This is a genomic window from Salinivibrio sp. KP-1, assembly GCF_000968645.1.
In the GTDB taxonomy this organism is placed as follows: domain Bacteria; phylum Pseudomonadota; class Gammaproteobacteria; order Enterobacterales; family Vibrionaceae; genus Salinivibrio; species Salinivibrio siamensis.
The window spans coordinates 844,582-860,613 of sequence record NZ_LAQR01000001.1 but is presented as its reverse complement, the minus strand read 5'-3'; the positions used below and the strand labels follow the sequence as shown (position 1 = coordinate 860,613).

14 protein-coding genes and 3 tRNA genes are annotated in these 16,032 nt (G+C 53.1%); 10 read left to right on the top strand and 7 right to left on the bottom strand.

The window, feature by feature from the left end; translation table 11 throughout:
- The first annotated feature begins 55 nt into the window (after positions 1–55).
- The 4 genes from WN56_RS03855 to WN56_RS03840 all read left to right on the top strand — a co-directional run bounded on the left by WN56_RS03855 (position 56) and on the right by WN56_RS03840 (position 4,555).
- Positions 56–1,402 carry a Na+/H+ antiporter NhaC family protein gene (locus WN56_RS03855; protein WP_046073688.1) on the top strand — a complete coding sequence of 449 codons (1,347 nt, stop codon included), beginning with the start codon at positions 56–58 and terminating at the stop codon, positions 1,400–1,402.
- Positions 1,403–1,674: 272 nt separating this feature from the next.
- Complete coding sequence (gene ushA / locus WN56_RS03850; RefSeq protein WP_046073860.1) at positions 1,675–3,348, top strand: bifunctional UDP-sugar hydrolase/5'-nucleotidase UshA; 1,674 nt, start codon at positions 1,675–1,677, stop codon at positions 3,346–3,348.
- A gap of 98 nt (positions 3,349–3,446) precedes the next feature.
- Complete coding sequence (ybaK, locus tag WN56_RS03845) at positions 3,447–3,920, top strand: Cys-tRNA(Pro) deacylase (protein WP_046073687.1); 474 nt, start codon at positions 3,447–3,449, stop codon at positions 3,918–3,920.
- Positions 3,921–3,937: 17 nt separating this feature from the next.
- A complete protein-coding gene (locus WN56_RS03840; RefSeq protein ID WP_046073686.1) occupies positions 3,938–4,555 on the top strand; it encodes a LysE family translocator in 618 nt (205 codons plus the stop codon).
- Positions 4,556–4,624: 69 nt separating this feature from the next.
- On the opposite strand, the gene smrA is transcribed toward WN56_RS03840, so the two are convergent.
- A complete protein-coding gene (gene smrA, locus WN56_RS03835) occupies positions 4,625–5,209 on the bottom strand; it encodes a DNA endonuclease SmrA (protein WP_077578581.1) in 585 nt (194 codons plus the stop codon).
- Positions 5,210–5,354: 145 nt separating this feature from the next.
- Positions 5,355–5,492 carry a DUF3149 domain-containing protein gene (locus WN56_RS16725; RefSeq protein ID WP_046073685.1) on the bottom strand — a complete coding sequence of 46 codons (138 nt, stop codon included), beginning with the start codon at positions 5,490–5,492 and terminating at the stop codon, positions 5,355–5,357.
- Between the two features lie 308 nt (positions 5,493–5,800).
- Here WN56_RS16725 and WN56_RS03825 point away from each other — a divergent pair.
- From WN56_RS03825 to WN56_RS03815, 3 genes are all read left to right on the top strand, one after another.
- Positions 5,801–5,892: transfer RNA gene (locus tag WN56_RS03825), tRNA-Pro, on the top strand.
- A 53-nt stretch (positions 5,893–5,945) separates the two neighbouring features.
- Positions 5,946–6,022, top strand: a tRNA-Pro gene (locus WN56_RS03820).
- Between the two features lie 53 nt (positions 6,023–6,075).
- Positions 6,076–6,152 (top strand) — tRNA-Pro (locus WN56_RS03815).
- Positions 6,153–6,278: 126 nt separating this feature from the next.
- Here the strand turns inward: WN56_RS03815 and WN56_RS03810 are convergent.
- Together WN56_RS03810 and WN56_RS03805 are read right to left on the bottom strand one after the other, a co-directional pair.
- Complete coding sequence (locus WN56_RS03810) at positions 6,279–6,716, bottom strand: DUF411 domain-containing protein (RefSeq protein WP_046073684.1); 438 nt, start codon at positions 6,714–6,716, stop codon at positions 6,279–6,281.
- Positions 6,717–6,728: 12 nt separating this feature from the next.
- Positions 6,729–9,542: a cation transporter gene (locus tag WN56_RS03805; protein ID WP_046073683.1), complete on the bottom strand. Its 2,814-nt coding sequence runs from the start codon at positions 9,540–9,542 to the stop codon at positions 6,729–6,731.
- Positions 9,543–9,645: 103 nt separating this feature from the next.
- Here WN56_RS03805 and cueR point away from each other — a divergent pair, with 103 nt between their 5' ends.
- Positions 9,646–10,107 (top strand): Cu(I)-responsive transcriptional regulator, encoded by a 462-nt coding sequence (gene cueR / locus WN56_RS03800; protein WP_046073682.1) that lies wholly within the window; start codon positions 9,646–9,648, stop codon positions 10,105–10,107.
- Positions 10,108–10,110: 3 nt separating this feature from the next.
- Here cueR and WN56_RS03795 read toward each other — a convergent pair whose 3' ends face one another.
- From WN56_RS03795 to tesA, 3 genes are all read right to left on the bottom strand, one after another.
- Positions 10,111–10,965, bottom strand: coding sequence for a co-chaperone YbbN (locus WN56_RS03795; protein ID WP_046073681.1), 855 nt, complete (start codon positions 10,963–10,965; stop codon positions 10,111–10,113).
- 430 nt (positions 10,966–11,395) lie between these two features.
- Complete coding sequence (locus tag WN56_RS03790) at positions 11,396–12,223, bottom strand: SDR family oxidoreductase (protein ID WP_046073858.1); 828 nt, start codon at positions 12,221–12,223, stop codon at positions 11,396–11,398.
- Between the two features lie 29 nt (positions 12,224–12,252).
- On the bottom strand, positions 12,253–12,867 hold the full coding sequence (gene tesA, locus WN56_RS03785; protein ID WP_046073680.1) for a multifunctional acyl-CoA thioesterase I/protease I/lysophospholipase L1: 615 nt from the start codon (positions 12,865–12,867) through the stop codon (positions 12,253–12,255).
- Here tesA and WN56_RS03780 point away from each other — a divergent pair.
- Together WN56_RS03780 and WN56_RS03775 are read left to right on the top strand one after the other, a co-directional pair.
- Positions 12,866–13,552, top strand: a complete 687-nt coding sequence (locus WN56_RS03780; RefSeq protein ID WP_046073679.1) for an ABC transporter ATP-binding protein — start codon at positions 12,866–12,868, stop codon at positions 13,550–13,552. The genes tesA and WN56_RS03780 overlap by 2 nt on opposite strands.
- The gene (locus WN56_RS03775) at positions 13,542–15,983 is read left to right on the top strand and encodes an ABC transporter permease (protein WP_046073678.1); all 2,442 of its coding nucleotides are present in this window, start codon (positions 13,542–13,544) and stop codon (positions 15,981–15,983) included. The genes WN56_RS03780 and WN56_RS03775 overlap by 11 nt, the downstream gene beginning before the upstream one ends.
- Positions 15,984–16,032 lie beyond the last annotated feature (49 nt).

The following is a 16,032-nucleotide window of genomic DNA, read 5'->3' as shown; positions in this document are numbered from 1 at the left end:
GCTAGAGGTCTGTAACCTTGATCACAGTTTTAAAAGAGGTATTACAAAAACTGCCATGACAACATCAGCAAACACCACACCGCAGCCCTCTGCGCTTGCACTCCTCCCCTTACTATTATTCTTAACCCTTTTTATTGGGGCGGGCGTTTATTTCACTTTAGAGGGCTCGGACTACGCGTTTTATCAACTCCCCGCGCATGTGGCGATTCTGCCGGCCGTGATGCTTGCCATCGGCTTGAGCCGTGAACGTTTGAACACCGCCATCGAACAGTTTATTCGTGGTATGGGACACGGTGACATCATCGCCATGTGCTTAATTTATTTGCTCGCCGGCGCGTTTTCCGCGGTGGCCGATGCGACGGGCGGGGTCGACGCCACGGTAAACCTAGGATTGGCCCTTATTCCAGAGAGCTTAATCTTGCCTGGGTTGTTTGTGATTGCGGCATTTATCTCAACGGCAATGGGCACCTCGATGGGCACCATTGCCGCGTTGGCACCGTTTGCATTGAATATGGCGACAGCCACGGGGCAGGCACCGGCGGTGATGGCCGGAGTACTGCTAAGTGGCGCAATGTTTGGTGATAACCTTTCTTTTATCTCTGACACCACCATCGCTGCGACGCGCTCACAAGGCTGTAGCATGCGTGACAAGTTCAAAGAGAACGTGGGGATAGCCATTCCCGCCGCAATCGCCGCGATTATTCTGTTTGTGTTTAACAACCAAAGCGCACCCGTCGACGCACCAGAGAGTATTAACTATTTGGCGGTATTACCCTATTTGTCGATCATTGTGTTGGCGCTAGCGGGATTAAACGTGTTTGTGGTGCTCACCGCGGGGATTGCATTGGCGTTGTGTGTGGGCTTAATGAGTACCCCAGATTTCACCGTGATGACCTTCAGCCAAGAGGTCAAAGCGGGCTTTGCCAGTATGCAAGAAATCTTTGTCCTGTCGCTAATGATTGGCGGGATAGCGGAGCTAATGCGTTGTCAGGGTGGGCTGAGCTTTTTAACCCAGGCCGTCAACCGTGTGATCGCCCGGTTTGAGAAAAACCGCGGCGCGCATCACTCCCGTGCAAGCGAGTTTGGCATTGCCTTGCTGGTGTCTTTTTCTAACCTGTGCACCGCTAACAACACGGTCGCCATTGTGGTCTCAGGGCAAGTGGCGAAAAACATTGCCAGCGAGCACTCGGTGCCAGCGAAACGCAGTGCCAGCTTGCTGGATATCTTTTCCTGCGTGGTACAAGGCCTGATCCCTTATGGCGCACAAATCCTGCTCCTCGGCGCGAGCTTTGGCTTGTCGCCTTTGGTGATTGTTAGCCATTCTTACTATTGTTTCTTCCTCGCCGCGTCTGCATTGATTGCGGTGATTAGCCGCCGATGGTGGCAAGCGCGTCGCGCTTAATCGCGACGGTTGACACATCACGGCGCTGTCTTTTCTTGTCTAGATAGGTAAGCAAAGGCTGCGCCGTTTTTGATCTGTCTAGAGTGCAGGCTCTAGAAATTTTGTCTCGATCACCAAAGTCGCCTTATCTAGGCGTTGTAAGGTGATCGTAGCAACAAAAATATGAAATCACTCAGCACCATAGCATCAATTCTTTTAGACTAGATAGCGTTTTATAACCACCGACAATGATGTCGATGGTGGTTTATCCATCGCTAAAAAGGTCTATGATCATGAAGGAACGTCTTTGTTTAAAGGCAGCGGTCAGCGCTGCATTAATTGCATCATTGGCAGGCTGTGCCAACTCTGGTTCAGAGACACAAGAGCAAGGTTGGGCGCCAGATACCACTTATAAACTCACCATTCTTCATACCAACGATCACCACGGTCGTTTCTGGCACAACCGCTATGGCGAATACGGCATGGCAGCACGTAAAACCCTAATTGATGATCTGCGCGCAGAAGCCAAAGCGGAAGGCAGCGAAGTACTGCTACTATCGGGCGGTGACATCAACACGGGGGTACCAGAGTCAGATTTGCTGCAAGCGGAGCCTGATTTTAAAGGGATGACCCAAATTGGTTACGATGCGATGGCCATTGGTAACCACGAGTTCGATAACCCGCTTAGCGTGCTTGAACAGCAAATGCAGTGGGCTGACTTCCCGATGCTCTCTGCCAACATTTACGATAAAGAAACCGGTGAGCGTAAGTATCAGGCTTACGAGATGTTTGAGCGCAATGGTCTGAAAATTGCGGTTGTGGGTCTGACTACCGAAGATACCGCCAAAATCGGTAACCCAGAATACATTGGCTCGCTCGACTTCCGCGACCCGAAAGCCGAAGCGAAAAAAGTGATCGCCAAGCTGAAAGAAACCGAGAAGCCTGACATCATCATCGCCGCGACCCATATGGGTCACTACGCTGACGGTAAGAGCGGCGTGAATGCCCCAGGCGATGTGGCGCTAGCACGTTACATGGATGACGGTGACCTCGACCTTATCATCGGCGGCCATTCACAAGAGCCTGTGTGTATGGAAGGCCCGAACATGTATAACAAGAGCTTCGAGCCTGGGGATGCATGTACGCCAGACCAACAAAATGGCGCGTGGATTATGCAAGCCCACGAATGGGGTAAGTACGTAGGTAAAGCGGAATTTGAATTCCAAAACGGCGACCTTAGCCTTGTTAGCTATGACCTGATCCCGGTGAACCTGAAGAAGAAAATTAAGGTTGATGGCGAGAAAAAACGCGTCTTTATTCAAGATGAAATTGAAAAAGACCAAGCGCTGTATGATTTCTTGAAGCCTTACCAGGACAAAGGCCAAGAGAAGCTGAGCGTCAAAATTGCCGAAAGCAACGGCAAGCTAGTGGGCGACCGCAACATTGTGCGCTTCCAGCAGACCAACCTAGGCCGTCTAATTGCCACCGCTCACATGGAGCGCGCCAAAGCAGACTTTGCGGTCATGAACTCAGGCGGTGTGCGTGACTCTATCATTGCCGGTGACATCACCTATAAAGACGTGCTCAAAGTGCAGCCGTTTGGCAATATGGTCACCTATACCGACATGAGCGGTAAAGAAGTGATGGATTACCTGAATGTGGTGGGAACCAAGCCAGTTGATTCGGGTGCCTACGCGCAATTTGCGGGTCTGTCGATGGTCGTTGAAGACGGTAAAGTCCATGACGTGAAGATTGGCGGTGAGCCTATTGATATGGATAAAACCTATCGCTTCACCGTGCCAAGCTTTAACGCTGCGGGCGGTGACGGTTATCCAAAACTGACTAACCACCCTGGTAACGTCAATACTGGCTTTGTTGATGCAGAAGTATTGAAAGACTATCTGGAAGACAACAGCCCAATCGATGTTAACGACTATGCGCCACAAGGCGAGATCGTTTACAAATAAACGGATGTAAGATTGCCAGAAGAAAAAGCGGTACCGATGCGGTGCCGCTTTTTTTATGTAATCATTAGTGACGGGTTTACAAATAAGTGGCAAAAACGATGACGCCTGCAATCAAATTAGCAGAAAAACAAAGCATTGCGTTTGAAGTTCACCAGTACCAGCACGATCCCAATAACCTTAACTTTGGTGAAGAAGCTGTCCAAGCGTTAGGGCAAGACCCCGCTCGGGTATTCAAAACATTATTGTTTTGTATTAATGGTGACAGTAAGCAGCTGGCGGTGGCGGTTGTCCCCGTCAAAGGTAGCCTCAACCTAAAAGCCGCTGCCAAAGCCGCGGGTGGCAAGAAAGCAACCATGGCCGATCCGCAAGTGGCCCAGCGCACAACAGGCTACCTGGTCGGAGGGATCAGCCCCCTAGGCCAGAAAAAGCGGCTACCGACGCTTGTCGACAGCTCCGCGCAGCAGTTTGAGACTATTTGTGTCAGTGCTGGGCGGCGTGGATTGGAAATCGAACTATCACCGGACGATCTGCTGTCTTTGACGGCGGGGCAATATGCCGCGATTGGCGATTAAATAAGAAGGATACACAGATGACTCTTACCATTTGGGCGTCGCTCGCGTTGGTTTGCATGCTTGGGGCGATGTCGCCCGGGCCGAGCTTGGTGGTAATGGCAAAGCATAGCCTTGCCAATAGTCGCTTACATGGCATTGTGGCTTCATGGGCGCATGCCTTGGGGGTTGGCCTCTACGCGCTAATTACGATGTTAGGGTTGGCGGTTATCTTTAAACAATCCCCGTTGCTTTTTACCGTCATTGCCTATGCAGGCGCTGGCTATCTCGCTTGGCTAGGAGTGAAATCATTGCTCAGTAAAGGCGGGGTGGCAGCGAAATTAGAAGCGGGACAACCCGCCAGTTTAGGCGAGGCGGCACGCGATGGGGCGATGATCTCGATGCTCAACCCAAAGCTGGCACTATTTTTTATTGCCTTGTTTAGCCAGTTTGTTGCGGTGGGCACGGACTTATTTAGTCGTAGTGTGATTGTGCTGACGCCATTATTGATTGATGGGCTTTGGTACACCTTGATAGCCTTTTTGTTATCTAGCCCTGCCATTGTCGACAAGCTACGTCACCACGGCGCGTGGGTCGATAAGCTCTCAGGTGTGGTATTGATTGCGCTGGCCGTGCGTGTGGTGGTTACGCTGCAATAGTGAGGCGAGCCAGAGGCAACAAACGGACGCGTTAATAAAAAGACTGGCAAGTGGCCAGTCTTTTTGCTTTTAAGGGCGGTGGCTTAAGTGACGTTCGCGGGTCTCTAGCTTTTTCTCTTGGCTTTTTTTGAGCATCACATATAACGCACCGGTGCCGCCTTGATGACGGAGTGCCGAGTGGTAGCAGAGCACATCTGAAATTTGTTGTAGCCACTGACAGACATAGCTTTTCATCATTGCCTGTGGGTTACTGCGCTCGCCTTTTCCATGCACAATAATCACGGTGCGCACATCCATACGCTGGCATTGTTTTAAAAAACGTAAAATTTCATCTCGGGCTTTTTCCAATGACATCTTATGCAGGTCGAGCCTTGCGTTGACGTCATATTTTCCCAGTCTTAGTTTACGAAACACGCCATCCTGTACGCCATCGCGTTTGTAAGCCATCACCTCGTCGGGCTTCACCATCTGGGCGTACTCGAGCGACAGGTATTCAGGATCGCTGTTTGCCAGTTTCTGTGCGGCCTGTTGGCGTGCAAGCTGGGCCTCAGTGGGCTGATGCGAGCCTGTTTGCTCCTCAACCTTGTCCTGCTTGATGGGCGCCACATCTGACATCATTTCTCGAAACAGCTCAAACTCGTTTTTATCACTCATCACTACAGTGCCATGTGCGTCGTGGAGTCATTTGGGGACAGTATAAACGAAAATAAAAAAAGAAACCTAGAGCCACACTCTGTGACCAACCATGCAACTCCAGGTTAAGCAATTATGCTTAAAGATAGGTAGGCAATAAAACAGGTTATTGAGGTTTGGAAGTCATCACTTTGTAGACAAAATAGCCGCCGAAAAAGCTGATCAGGCCAAATGTACAGATGATGACAATCATGGATGACAAGCCCACGGCGTTGCCGAAAAGTAGATCAAGCCAAAAGTCCATAGTCTGTACCCTCGTGTCCGTTAATGTAGGGTCAGGATGCCAATAGGAAGCGGGTTGAATACTGATCAGGATCAAGAGAAATGTCGAACAAATTATCAACATTTGTTAACAACGATCCGATCACAAACTGCGCGCAACTGATGCGAGTTTCACCGTTTAATGCGCTTAAGTGAAAAAATACACGGCGAGGGCTTGAGGTTTCGCGGTGCTTGAGTATGATAGGCGACCTCAGCAGGCAGGATGCACTTAAACGCATACTAAGCTGCTTGACAAGTTTGATACCTATTCGTAAAACTTGTCAGAGATGTCGGTGAATAGCGCAGTTTGGTAGCGCATCTGGTTTGGGACCAGAGGGTCGGGGGCCGGAAGCCGGTCCAATCGAATCCTTCTTCACCGACCACTATTTTTAAGCTCGGTAATCTAGGGTTGCTTGGCTGATGTAAAGAACATTGTCGGTGAATAGCGCAGTTTGGTAGCGCATCTGGTTTGGGACCAGAGGGTCGGGGGTTCGAATCCCTCTTCACCGACCATTATTTTAAAACTGAGTGATCGAATGTTACTTGGTTGAAGTAAAAAGCATTAACGGTGAATAGCGCAGTTTGGTAGCGCATCTGGTTTGGGACCAGAGGGTCGGGGGTTCGAATCCCTCTTCACCGACCACTATTCGGGTAGTGGAGAGCGCATTTAGTCGGGGGCCGGAAGCCGGTCCAATCGAATCCCTCTTCACCGACCAACAAGAAACCCCAGCCTTTTGGCTGGGGTTTTGTCGTTATAGTGGCAGGGTGTTTATGGTTTTGGGTAATGCTGGAAGGCTTGCGTGTTGCCTGCGTCATCAAACGCCATCACAGTGTAGGGCTGGTGACGGTCGCCATATTCCATGCCTGGCGAGCCGATCGGCATGCCAGCGACAGCGAGACCTTCTAACCCAGTATTGGTAGCGAGTAGCTTTTTCACCTCTTTGGCTGGTACATGCCCTTCAATCACATAGCCGTTGATACGTGCGGTATGGCACGATTGCATCTCCGCAGGTACGCCCATCTCTTGCTTAATGGACGCCATATCATCATGTGGCTTGACCTCTAGCTCAAAACCGGCTTGCGCCATGTGCTCAACCCAATCGTCGCAACAGCCACAGCTGGGCGATTTATACACCACGCCGCTCGCGGCCATCGCTGAGGCACTCATCAGGCCCACTGTCGCTGCAAGTAATTGTAAACGCTTCATTATCGCTCCTTGTTATTTGTCGTTTGATTTTATTTTGAAAAAACGTAGTCGATTGGCGTTGGTGACAACCGTAATCGAAGACAGCGCCATCGCGCCCCCTGCGATAACTGGGCTGAGCAACATGCCAGTGAAGGGATAGAGGATACCGGCCGCGACTGGGATCCCTAAGGTGTTATAAATAAAGGCCCCAAAGAGGTTCTGCTTCATATTGCGCACGGCGGCTTGAGACAAAGCAATCGCGTTAGCCAGCGCGCCAAGGTGCTGGTGCATCAAGGTGATTTGCGCACTTTCTATGGCAATATCACTGCCACTGCCCATGGCGACACCCACATCGGCTTGTGCGAGTGCAGGGGCATCGTTAATGCCATCGCCGACCATCGCCACACGCTTGCCTTGTTGTTGCAGCGCTTGAATTTGCTCGGACTTACCATCCGGAAGTACACCTGCAATCACATGATCAATGCCTAGCTGACGACCAATGGCATTGGCGGTGTCAGGGTGGTCACCAGAGAGCATGATCACTTCGAGCCCTTGCGCTTGCAGGTTGGCAACGGCCTCAATGGCATCGTCACGAATAGGGTCACTGACGCCAATCAGCGCTTGCACACTGTCTGTATTGGCAAGATAGATGGCGGTCTCGCCACGCTGAGTCATGGCGTCGATGTCGCTTTGATGGGAGGCAGTCTCGATCCCTTGTGCGTCCATCCACGCCTGGTTACCAATGAAGTAGCGCGCCCCATCGATCTGCGCCTGGATCCCTTTGCCGGATTCGCTATTAAAGTCGTTTGATGTTGGCAGTGAGAGATCTTGTGCCTTGGCATAATTAACAATAGCCTGCGCCAGCGGATGCTCAGAATGCTGCTCCAGCGAGGCGGCGATCGCCATTAAACGTTCTTGGTCGCCGTTAATCGCTTTTACATGGGTCACTTCGGGTTGGCCGCGTGTCAATGTCCCCGTTTTATCAAACACTAGCGTGTGAAGTTTGGCCGCGGTTTGTAGCGCATCCGCATCACGAATTAATACCCCGACTTCGGCGGCGCGACCCACCGCAGCAGTCACCGATAAAGGCGTGGCCAAGCCAAGCGCGCACGGACAAGCGATAATTAGCACGGTCGTGGCGGTGACTAGCATATAGCTGACCGACGGCTCTGGGCCGACAACATACCAGATAGCCGCCGTGATCAGCGCAATGGCCACTACGATGGGCACAAACACCGCGGAAATGCGATCGGCAAGCTTGGCCAGCTCAGGTTTACTGCTTTGGGCTTCGCGCACCAAATCGATAATACGCGCCAGCATAGTATCGCTACCGACGCCGGTGGCTTTAAACGTCAAGCTCCCTTTTTGGTTGACTGTCCCCGCGTGCAGCGTGTCTCCCTGCTGTTTGCTGACCGGCACGGGCTCACCTGTGAGCATCGACTCATCAATATAGCTGCTGCCTTCGACCACTTCGCCATCTACCGGCACTTTCGCCCCCGGTTTTACCCTAAGCGTCATCCCTTGTTTGACTTCATCAAGCGGACGCTCTGTCTCCTGGCCGTTCTCGATAACCAGCGCCGTGGGCGGCTGCAAATCAAGCAGCTGGTCAAGCGCTTTGGAGGTGTTGGCACGTGCGCGTGCCTCAATCGCATGGCCTAGGCTAATCAAACCAATGATCATCGCTGAGGCTTCAAAATACACATGCCGTGCTTGTTCAGGGAATAATGCCGGTGCCACGACGACGGCGGTAGAATACAGCCATGCTGCGCCTGTCCCGAGTGCCACCAAGGTATCCATGGTGGCACGTTTGTGCTTCAGTGCCTGCCAAGCATTGGCAAAGAAGTGACGGCCACCCGTAGCCAAAAGCAAGAGGGTAAGGATGGCTACCGCGCCCCACGCCCACTGATCTTGGCTGGATTGAATGGTCATGCTGCCACCGAATATCCCCCAAGCCATAATTGGGCCACCAAGACCTAAGCCAGCTATCGTACTGCGTTTAAAGTTTTTTAACTCGGCGGCTTGTTGGTGCTGCTGGCGCTCGCGACGGTCATTGTCATCCTCGACTTTCTCCGCGCCATAGCCAGCGTTCTCCACCGCCTCAACGATGGCATCAGGTGCGGCATTGCCTTTTACAATCGCACTGCGCTCGGCCAGATTAACGCTCACATTGGCCACGCCATCAACGCCACTAATCGCGTTTTCCACACTGCTTACACAGCTGGCACAGGTCATCCCAGACAATACGTATTGCTGACGGCTCACGTTGGAGGTTGCTTTCACGGTGTCATCGCTGGATGAATGCGCTTGTTCAGAGTGAGAGGCGGCGGAGCGGTTGTGTGCACTGTCACTGGGCTCGGCCCCTGACTCTGTATCACTGTCCATGTCTGAGGTTGCTTCATGATCAGTGTGAGCGCTTTGGTTATCGTCGGTGGCAAGCTCAGCCTGATAGCCGAGCTGGTCAACCAGCTCAATCAGCGTATCAGCACTTAAGCTGGTGTGCACATGAGCCTCAGTTTTACTCACTGAGTGAGAAAACACCGTGGGCTGCTCGTCCAGTGCCGCTTCGACTTTGGCCACACAGCGGCCGCAGTTTAGCCCGCTTAAGGCCAAGTGATAATGCTCGCCGACCTGATAGCCGAGCGCTTCAATCGCGGAGACCGCCTGGCGAAGTGGGTACTCGGTGCTTTCACCCAGGGCCTCTAACGACACTGACTGGGTGTCAATCTCTTCAATACGAATCCCGTCGATATCTTCAAGCGCTTTTGTCACTTTTTTCACACAGCCTTGGCAGCTTAAACCACTAAGCGGCAATGTGTAGTCGGTGATGTTAGTGTCGGTGGTAGTCATTGCCTCTCCTTATCGCCTGACATGATTCGATGTTGGCGATTGTCGCAATTTTCGTTAGGCTAAACTGTAAACCTTATAGCTACTGGAAGGTCAAGCGAGCAAAATGAAAATTCAACAAGTGGCAGAGAAAACCGGCCTAACTAGCAAAACCATTCGTTTTTACGAACAAAAAGGGCTGATCACCCCGCCGCATCGGGCGGAGAATGGCTATCGGGACTATCGCGCGCAGCACGTGAATGAGCTGCAAATGATCCGTCGGGCGCGACTGGTGGGGTTTACCTTAGAAGAAAGTGCGGATTTGTTAGCGTTGTCGCGCGATCCGTCGTTACGCAGTGCCGATGTCAAAGCGCGCGCCGAGACAAAATTGGTAGAGATTGATGAGAAAATGGCAGAACTGGCGGCAATGAAAACCACACTGCACGCCTTAACGCAGGCTTGTCCGGGCGATAGTGAAGCGCAGTGCCCAATTATCGAAGCACTGCGCGGTGACAGTGAGCTAGGCGAGTTGGACGCCAGCCCCTCAAGTTGTAGTGCGTCAGGGGATGAATCGCCCGTGACAAACTAACATTTAGTAAAGCAGCGAATAGAGCTGACGACGATAACGCGACGCCACCTCATTGCCTTGGCCGAGCGCGGTAAGGATGTCCATCAGGGTTTTCTTAGCTTCACCCTCGGCATGATTCATGTCGCGGCGAAGAATGTTCATCAGTAGCTCCAGCGCTTCTTCACTGCGATTGATCTGATTGAACTGCACTGCCAACTCATAGGCGACGTTGGCGTCGTCTGGGTTTTCTTCAAGTTGAGCCTGAAGACGGCGGATTTCAGGCGCATCAATCGCTTGGTTATGTAACTCAATCTTGGCGACCAAGCTTTTGTAGGTGGCATCTTGATCTTGCATCAGCACGGTATCCAGCAGCGCTTGCGCCGCATCAAACTGATGAGTCTCGACCAAGCATTCCGCCATCGCCAGTTTGTATTCACCCTTATCGCCGTGACTGGTTTCCAGCGGCTTTAAAATCACCAAAGCATCGGTGTAATTGCCTTCGGCCATGAGCTGACGCGCTTGCTCGAACGCTTGATCTTCTGGGCTTGGAAGGTGCTTGTTCAGCATCTCGCGTACGGTTTCTTCATTTTGCGGGCCAGCGAGGCCATCCACAGGTTGACCGTCTTTAAACAGCGCCAGCGTTGGCAGCGCACGCACACCAAATTGCGCGGCAATCAGCTGCTGCGCTTCGCAATCGATGGTCGCCAGTGTGAAGTTGCCGTGACTGTCGTGAGCAATTTGTTCAACCGTGGGTTTAAGCTCCACGCTTTCGGGCATCATGCTTGCCCAAAAGTACACCAGCACCGGCGTGCGAGACGACGACTCGAGAATCTGCTGAAAATTGTGCTCGGTTAATTCGACGATATAGTTTGCGTTCATCATGGATCCTGACCAAGTGGATTTGCTTTAAGGGTGGGGGCAAACGTGCAGAAATTCAAGCAACTGGGCGTGTATTTGGGCGTGTTATTACGGTTCTGACCAAAGGCGAAAGGGATTAAAAAGAGAAAAAACGAAAAAGCCACCGGAGGGTGGCTCATTTCGTCGGTCTGCAAGCGAAGTCATTACAAAACAAGTGCGAGTTACAACACGAGCACCACGCACAAAGCGACGCTCAAGCAGAGCCAGTTCAATTGATGCAAGGTCATCAGCCGGCTCCTTTATGATTGTTATCGAGGGTGTTGCGTTATTGGCGGATAATGTTCTAACGGACGTTTTCCACCAGTGACGGTCAGATTAGCGCTCGTCTATGACAAACGTATGACAAATGCGACAGCAACCACGCTTTTTTGGCGTTTTTTTCGCTGTTGCATCAACCGCCTTTGAGCAAGACCCGATCCAGCCAGCGGCTGGGAAGGAGCCGTTTGAGGATTGCCATCCACACTGTCGGTTGAGTCACGCGATAACGGATTTTGGGGCGAGGCGAGAACAAGGCATGCGTCAGTGGTGCGACAAGCGCGTCAGCGGGCAACGTATATTTGTTGCCACCTTCGTCTGCCGCAAGGCGGTCAAGTTGGGCTTGGTAGGCCTGTTGATGGCGGCTTTTATTAGGGTCTACCCAATGTTTAAAGGCGCTGAGTGCATTGGCACGAAACGCGGTTTCAATCGGGCCGGGCTCAATCAAGCTTACCTTAATCGGCGTGTCGCTGAGCTCTAAGCGCAGGGTATCAGTCCAGCCTTCGAGGGCAAATTTGCTGGCGTTATACGCGCCGCGGTATTTCAATGCCACTATGCCCAGCACCGAGCTATTTTGCACAATGCGTCCCTCGCCATAATTAAGCAGCATCGGCAACAAGGCTTGGGTTAAATGGTGCCAGCCAAACACATTGGTCTCAAACTGAGCGCGTAAGGCGTCGGTGGGCAAATCTTCCAGCGCGCCCGGTTGGCCGTAAGCGCCGTTATTAAACAGTGCAAAGAGTTTGCCGCCTGTCATTTGCTCGACGGTGTCGACCGCTTGGTTGATGCTGGCCGTGTCTGAAACATCTAACTGAATACAAGTTAGGCCTTCTTGCTGTAAACGGCTGACATCGTCAGCCTTTCGGCAACTGGCGATCACCGTGTGTCCTTGCTCATGCAAGGCTTTGGCGCAGGCATAGCCGATGCCGGTAGAACAGCCGGTGATTAAAATGGCGTTATTCAGCGGTGAGGCAGTGTCCATAAGATCCTCATTCATGATTCGGTTGCGTCAGACAAGTAAGGCGCGAGTTTTTCTGCCATAAAATCGGCAATCCAAGGTTGTGCGGCCGGCATCGGGTGAATGCCATCATCACGCATCCATTCAGGCTTTTGGATCACAGTCTCCATAAAAAAGGGCAGCAAGGGGGTTTGTGTTTGCTCTGCCAGTGTAGGATAAATATCAGCAAATCCTTGTGCATAGCGCTGACCATAATTAGGCGGGATTTGGATTTGCACCAACAAAGGCGTGGCATCGGCGGCGCGGGTTTGAGTGATCAATTGCTTAAGGTTGTCTCGTATACGACTAAATGGCCAACCGCGTAGGCCATCGTTGCCGCCGAGTTCAATCAGCACCCATTCGGGCTGGTGGCGTTCTAATAATTGCGGCAGACGCTGCAGGCCATTGGCGGTGGTATCGCCGGAAATGCTGGCGTTAATCACCTCAATCTCGACATCGTGGTCGTTGAGCGCGCGCGGCAGCTTAGCAGGCCAGGCTTGTTCAGCCGCCATTTGGTAGCCAGCGCTTAAGCTGTCACCAAGGACAAGGAGCGTTTGTGCACTGGCACTGCTCACCCACAAAAAACACAACAAAGTAAGGATGCGTAACATGGCCTCTCCTGTTATTCGAGCCGAAAAAATTGCAAAACATGTCGTGACACGCGAACAGCCGCTTACCATTCTGCAGGATGTCTCGCTACAAATCGAGGCAGGCGAGTCGATTGCATTAATGGGCGTGTCCGGCGCAGGAAAATCCACCTTAATGACTTTGCTTGCAGGATTAGATACGCCCAGTGAAGGCGAGGTCGATCTGCTCGGCCACAAGCTTTCCACCTTGGATGAAGATGCGCGTGCGGCGCTTCGTGCCGAATCGGTGGGGTTTGTGTTCCAAAGTTTTTTACTGGTGCCGTCACTGAACGCGCTTGAGAACGTGATGTTGCCGCTCACCATTCGCGGTGAGGAAGAAGATGACACCCGCGCCAAGCAACTGCTGGCGTCGGTGGGCCTACAAGGACGCGAAAGTCATTTGCCGTCGCAACTCTCTGGCGGGGAGCAGCAACGGGTGGCCCTCGCGCGTGCATTTATTATTCGTCCGCACGTGCTGTTTGCCGATGAGCCGACTGGCAATCTCGATCAAAAAACCGCGGCGACCATCATCGATTTATTGTTTGAGCTGAACGAAAAGCATGGCACCACCTTGGTGTTGGTCACCCACGATCCGGCGCTGGCGAAGCGTTGTCAGCGTACCTTGATGATGGACAGCGGCAAACTACAGGAGCGAGTGAATGGCGAGTAAAAACGGACTACTCAACCGCTGGGCGTGGCGCGAACTGTTACACGGGCAAATTTGGCCAGTGGCGGTGGCGCTGGCACTGATCATCACCTGTGTGTTTGCGCTGTCGGCATTGGCCGACCGCATTGAAAATGTGCTCACCCAGCAAGGGCGCAACCTAATTGCTGCTGATACCGTATTGCGCACTCGCCAGCCGCTTAACACCGAACAAATTGATGCGTTTAAACAAGCCGGCGCTACGGTATCTGCCCAAACCCGCTTTGGCACCATGGCGTTTAGCGAGCAAAAAATGCAGCTGGTCAGCGTGAAAGCGGTGGATAGCCTTTATCCGCTGCGTGGCGACTTGGTGCTGGAGCAAAACGGCCAAGCGATTGGCGGTGACCGCCGCATTCAACCCGGTGAGCTATGGCTGTCTGAGCGGGTGTTTAGCTTGTTGAGCGTCAAACCCGGTGACACCGTGTCGATTGGTAACCTCGATTTAAATGTGAGCGGCACTTTGGCCGCCGAGCCGGAACTCTCGTTTAACCCCTTTAGCCAAATGCCCGCGGTAATGATGCACCGTGCCGATGTGCCGGCTGCGGGCGTGGTGCGCGAAGGCAGTCGCGTGCGTTATCGCTACTTTTTAACCGGTGACGAGCCCAGCCTTAGTGCGGCTAAAGCCAGCTATACGCTGCAAGATGGCGAGCGCTGGGTGGATGAAAATACCTCCGATCGCACCGGCGATATGCTGGATCGCAGCCGTCAGTACTTGTCATTAACCGTGGTGCTGGTGATTGTGATGGCCGCGGCGACGTTAACCTTAACTTGTCAGCACTATGCCAAAAGCCGTGCGGACTTGGTGGCGATGCTAAAAAGCCTCGGCGCTAGCCAGCAATGGGTGCGGCGCTGGTTGGCACGGCAGTTAACCTTATTGTTTGTCCTTGCCACCGCCGTGGGGTTAGCGGCGGGTTACACCCTCGAAGTGCTCTTGCGCTTGCCGCTGACCGATGTGCTGCCCTCGCCATTACCAAGCTATGGCTGGGTGCCTTGGGTGCTTGCGCCCGGTGTCGCGCTGTTGGTGGCGCTGCCAGCCTTGGGGGTGCCGCTGCTTAAACTGCTGGATGCGCCCGCGTTGGCCGCCGTGCAATCGCAGGCTGCCATCGGACGTCGCCGTCGTGGCACCGCGGCTGTTTTGATTGCGATACCGGTGGGGGCGCTTGCGCTGTGGGCGTTTGACAACACCTTGCTATGGACAGTGCTGGGGGCGATGGCGGTGATGATCGTCTTGCTGGCGCTGGCAGGGTTAGGCCTGCTTAGGTTGGTGAAATCACGGGTGCGTGCGCCGTCGGTCAAGCTCGCCTTAAGCCGAATTACCCGCAACAAACTGGCTAGCAGCGTGCAGTTAGGGGCGCTCGCGATCTCCTTTATGCTCTTGGCGATTATCTGGCTGCTGCGCACCGATTTGCTTGCCGATTGGGGACGGATGCTGCCGCCCGATGCGCCTAATGTGTTTGCGCTGAATATCGCCCCGAGTGAGCAGCAAGACTATGTGGGTGAACTCGACGAAGCCAGCCTAATGCGCTCCGATGCCTACCCCATCGTGCGTGGCCGGCTGGTGGGCAAAAACGGTGAGCGTTATCAGCTCCCAACCGACGAGGCCGAGCGCGATGAAGCGGATGAGGCCTTGCGCCGCGAGCTTAACTTTACCTGGCGTGACAGCTTGCCGTCACACAATGAGGTGATTGCCGGAAACTGGCCAACCGAGAATGGCGTGTCGGTAGAGGCCGACATTGCCGAGCGTTTGGAGATTGAGATTGGCGATAGCCTGACTTTTAGCGTGACTGGCCAAGACTTTACCGCCACGGTGAACTCGATTCGTGAAGTCGAGTGGCGCAATATGCGGCCTAACTTCTACTTTATTTTCGACCGCGAGACGCTCGCCAACAAACCCGCCAACTGGCTGGTGAGCTTCAGGCTCGATGAATCACAAACCCCGCTGCTCAATCGCTTGGCACGGGAGTATCCGACCGTCACGCTGCTTGATTTGCGCACCATGAGCAGCCGTATTCAGTCGATTTTGCGTCAAATTGGCTTGTCGCTCTCGGTCTTGGCGGGGCTGGCGGTGATCAGCGGCTTGCTGCTGCTACTGACTTTGCTGCGTATCAGCCTGAGCGAACGCCAGCAGGAGATAAACCTCTATCGCACCTTGGGCGCGAGCCGCACCCGCATTCAACGCACCTTGTGGAGCGAATACGGCGTGATGGCCTTTGTATCGGGCTTAATGGCGGTGCTTGGCGCAGAAGCGGCGATGGTTGGCCTGCTGAAATGGGGCTTTGAAATGGAGGTACGCCTGCATCCTGAGCTCTGGGCGGTGTTGCCTGTGTTGGCGGTGGCGCTGGTGTTTGTCACGGTCGCCTCGATGCTGCGCAAACTGATTGACCCGCAACGGCGTTAACGCGATAAAACGTATCTGATTCGTCGAAAACAAAGCGGGTATCAAGAAA

Excerpts from the sequence above, each read along its gene's own strand:
- WN56_RS03855 (WP_046073688.1), top strand. The coding sequence starts at position 56 with ATGACAACATCAGCAAACACCACACCGCAGCCCTCTGCGCTTGCACTC.
- ushA (WP_046073860.1), top strand. The coding sequence starts at position 1,675 with ATGAAGGAACGTCTTTGTTTAAAGGCAGCGGTCAGCGCTGCATTAATT.
- ybaK (WP_046073687.1), top strand. The coding sequence starts at position 3,447 with ATGACGCCTGCAATCAAATTAGCAGAAAAACAAAGCATTGCGTTTGAA.
- WN56_RS03840 (WP_046073686.1), top strand. The coding sequence starts at position 3,938 with ATGACTCTTACCATTTGGGCGTCGCTCGCGTTGGTTTGCATGCTTGGG.
- smrA (WP_077578581.1), bottom strand. The coding sequence starts at position 5,209 with ATGAGTGATAAAAACGAGTTTGAGCTGTTTCGAGAAATGATGTCAGAT.
- WN56_RS16725 (WP_046073685.1), bottom strand. The coding sequence starts at position 5,492 with ATGGACTTTTGGCTTGATCTACTTTTCGGCAACGCCGTGGGCTTGTCA.
- WN56_RS03810 (WP_046073684.1), bottom strand. The coding sequence starts at position 6,716 with ATGAAGCGTTTACAATTACTTGCAGCGACAGTGGGCCTGATGAGTGCC.
- WN56_RS03805 (WP_046073683.1), bottom strand. The coding sequence starts at position 9,542 with ATGACTACCACCGACACTAACATCACCGACTACACATTGCCGCTTAGT.
- cueR (WP_046073682.1), top strand. The coding sequence starts at position 9,646 with ATGAAAATTCAACAAGTGGCAGAGAAAACCGGCCTAACTAGCAAAACC.
- WN56_RS03795 (WP_046073681.1), bottom strand. The coding sequence starts at position 10,965 with ATGAACGCAAACTATATCGTCGAATTAACCGAGCACAATTTTCAGCAG.
- WN56_RS03780 (WP_046073679.1), top strand. The coding sequence starts at position 12,866 with ATGGCCTCTCCTGTTATTCGAGCCGAAAAAATTGCAAAACATGTCGTG.
- tesA (WP_046073680.1), bottom strand. The coding sequence starts at position 12,867 with ATGTTACGCATCCTTACTTTGTTGTGTTTTTTGTGGGTGAGCAGTGCC.
- WN56_RS03775 (WP_046073678.1), top strand. The coding sequence starts at position 13,542 with ATGGCGAGTAAAAACGGACTACTCAACCGCTGGGCGTGGCGCGAACTG.